The sequence below is a fragment of the Salinicola sp. genome, assembly GCF_982684285.1.
This window is the reverse complement of sequence record NZ_CEXLVS010000541.1, coordinates 1-1030: the sequence shown is the minus strand read 5'-3', so window position 1 is coordinate 1030 and position 1030 is coordinate 1. Positions and strand designations below refer to the sequence as shown.

The window sequence follows — 1030 nt, the reverse complement described above, 5'->3', positions numbered from 1 at the left end:
GTCCGGCATCCAGGCTTTAGCTGTGCATGGTCGGACCCGTGCTTGCGCCTATAAAGGCGAAGCCGAATTCGATACCATTGCTGATATTAAGTCCAGAATTCAAATTCCTGTTATTGCCAATGGTGATATTTCAACCCCTGAAAAAGCCAAGCAGGTCCTAGACTACACAGGAGTTGACGGCTTGATGATAGGCCGTGCCGCACAAGGCAATCCATGGATTTTTAGGCAAATAAACCACTATTTAACTCAGGGTGAGCATTTAGCAGCACCTTCAGTAAAAGAAATCAGAGAAACCTTGATCGCGCACCTGCATACCCTGTACGATTTCTACGGTGACTACACAGGTGTCCGCATGGCTCGCAAGCATATTGCTTGGTATAGCAAGGGTTTACGTGATGGCAACCCTTTCCGCCAGCAAATGAACACCTTTGAACTGCCGCAACAACAACTCGATTTCACTGAGCAATTTTTCGCTCAACTTGAAGATAAGGATACGATGGCCGCATGACTCACGCTTTAGACAAACAGTCTGCTCGCAGCATCGATCTTGCCGTGGCCGATGATCTGAAACACCCGCCATTAAGCGTATGTGTAGAAACCGCATTAAAAGATTACTTTGAGCAACTCAATGGTCATTCGACCGCTAATCTTTACGACATGTTAATGGCTGAAGTAGAAGCGCCTTTATTTAAAGCGACCTTATTACATACTAATGGCAATCAAAGTCGTGCCGCCGAAATCCTCGGTCTTAATCGCGGCACACTACGCAAAAAATTAAAAACTTACGGCTTATAAAGCCGCGCAGCAATCAGGAATCCACATGAATAAAATCCAGCGCGCACTTCTCAGTGTGTCAGATAAAACCGGTGTATTAGATCTCGCTCAAGAACTAAACCGTTTGGGCGTTGAATTACTGTCTACCGGTGGTACCGCTAAGTTATTACAAGAAGCTGGCTTACCGGTAAAAGAAGTATCCGAACATACCGGCTTCCCAGAAATGATGGATGGTCGCATCAAAACCTTACACCCT

2 protein-coding genes and 1 pseudogene are annotated in these 1030 nt (G+C 45.8%); all 3 read left to right on the top strand.

Annotation, left to right across the window (positions count from 1 at the left end; genetic code table 11):
• On the top strand, positions 1-508 hold a 508-nt coding region (locus AC3AYF_RS21800), incomplete at its 5' end, for a tRNA dihydrouridine synthase (RefSeq protein ID WP_487780554.1).
• A complete protein-coding gene (gene fis / locus AC3AYF_RS21795; RefSeq protein ID WP_487780553.1) occupies positions 505-795 on the top strand; it encodes a DNA-binding transcriptional regulator Fis in 291 nt (96 codons plus the stop codon). The genes AC3AYF_RS21800 and fis, both read left to right, overlap by 4 nt.
• A 25-nt stretch (positions 796-820) precedes the next feature.
• Positions 821-1030 (top strand): annotated as a pseudogene (purH, locus tag AC3AYF_RS21790) (bifunctional phosphoribosylaminoimidazolecarboxamide formyltransferase/IMP cyclohydrolase); the annotation flags it as partial.